This window comes from Mycolicibacterium novocastrense, from assembly GCF_001570485.1.
Lineage (GTDB): Bacteria > Actinomycetota > Actinomycetes > Mycobacteriales > Mycobacteriaceae > Mycobacterium > Mycobacterium novocastrense.
In genome coordinates, this window is record NZ_BCTA01000074.1 from 1 (window position 1) to 1933 (window position 1933).

1 protein-coding gene and 1 pseudogene are annotated in these 1933 nt (G+C 72.3%); both read right to left on the reverse strand.

The features are described 5' to 3' along the window. Positions 1–721, reverse strand: a pseudogene (locus tag RMCN_RS24505) (transposase); the annotation flags it as partial. Continuing rightward, the coding region (locus RMCN_RS24510; RefSeq protein WP_322788625.1) for a tyrosine-type recombinase/integrase at positions 718–1933 on the reverse strand (1216 nt) is incomplete at its 5' end. The gene RMCN_RS24510 and the pseudogene RMCN_RS24505, both read right to left, overlap by 4 nt.

Here is a 1933-nt window from a genome sequence, read left to right on the forward strand (position 1 = left end):
AGCGTTGCTGCAAGCCGAACAACAGCTGCGCAACCACCAGCGGCGGCAAGCCGCGCAGGCTCACCTCACCGCCGCGGCCGATCGCCGGTTCGGTTGCCCGCCACCGGTTCTCGTCCAGGCCAGGGTCGCTATCCCGGGCGGTCTGCAGCCGCTGCTGGTGCGCTCCGCAGTAGCGCCCGTCCGGATTGCGGCGCTGCCGGGTGCAGGCCGTGACCAGGCAGGGCGGACACGGTTCGAGGCCGCGGACCTGCGGATGGGTGAAGAACCGATCGGCATCGGCAATGGACAGGGCCCGCAACTGTTCTGTGTGGGCGCGGCACAACCCCGTCCGCGCCGACTCCCACTCGCGGCGGCAGCCGTCGACCAGGCAGATATCGGGTCCTCGGCCGGACCGGATCCGGGCGCGGGCGGGCAGGTCGGCGATCTGGGCGTCGGTCAGCCCGTGCTCGGCCAGGCGCCGACGGCACGCGGCGCAGATCCTCGACGATGCCGGTGCGGTCGTCAGACAGCCCGCGGCCCGGCAGACATGCCGGCCAAGCAGCAGATGTTCCGGCGGCGGGGACAGCACCAAACGGGTTGCGTCCCATCCGGCCTCGGTCAGGAACACCGGATCGATCACGGTGGCGATGGCCGCGGCATCCGGGGCAATCGCCGCATCGGCGAATACGTGCGCGCACCCCGCCGCGACCGCCGTCCTCGGCAGTGCCCGTGCCGCGCTCACCGGATCGCCCCGGCCAGTCCGCGGGGGCTGGCGACGCGGTCGACGGCCTCACGCAGCCGGGCCGGGTCGGGGTGCAGGTAGACCTGCGACGAACTCATCGACACGTGCCCCAACAGTGCGGCGATCTCGTCCAGGCCGGCACCGGAATCGGCGAGGTTGCTGCCGAACGCGTGTCGCAGCCGATGCGGGCGCATGTGCTCGATCCCGGCGCGGCGCGAGCAGGCGCCGATCAGCTCGTTGATCGCGTCCGGGCGCATCGGCGCGCCCACCGGTTCACGAAACAGGTTGACCAGCACGAAGTCCGACCCGCCCGCCCGCGGCACCGTCAGCCGCTCGAACTCGTAGCCGTCGAAGGCCTGCACCACCAGGAAATCCAGCGGCACCACCCGCTGACGGCGCGACTTGGCCCACGCCCCGTTCGGGTTGTCCCGGCGCACCACGTGCAAATGCGGTTGCGGCATGTCACAGCCCAGCGGCCGCGAGTCGGTCAGCAGATGCACGTCGCCGCGGCGCAACCCGCACAGCTCGCCGCGGCGCAGCCCCGCCCGCGCCATCAGCAGCACGATCAGCCGGTCCCGCGCCGACCGGCACGCGGCCAGCAGCGCGACGATCTCCTCGTCGCCGGCACGGTCCACCACCGTCTCCGGCTCGTGCAACCGGTGCCGGGCCCGCATCCGCCAGGCCATCCGGCCCTCCTCACCGCGGGCCTGCTCCGGCAGGTCGCGGTCGTCGGCCAGCTCGTAGATCAGCGGCATCAGCCCGCTCGGTGCCCGACCCGAAGCCACCGCGTGCGCGACGAACCCACGCACCGCCGTCAACACGCCGTTGATCCGCCGAGCCCCCCGCACCGGCGCCGCGCCCGGCCCCGCGAGCAGCATCGCACCCGAAACAGTCTCGACCCCAGCAGGTTCCGACTCCGCATGCCGCAGCCATGTGATGAACAACCCCAGCTGCTCCACACCCGCCTGCCACTGCCGGCCGGTGCGAGCGCACCAACGCAGAAACAGCGCGATCCCGCCCGCATACGACCGGGTCGTCAGCTCCGACCCGGCGCGGCCGAACCGCACATGCCGCAGGAACGCGTCCGCGTCCTCGACCACCGCCAGATTCTCATCGAGCACCGTCCAATACCTCGCGCCGGACGGCAGCCTCACCGGAAACGCCCGCACCCCGATCTCCTCTCTCGCAGCAGGCACCTGTACCACTACCAGC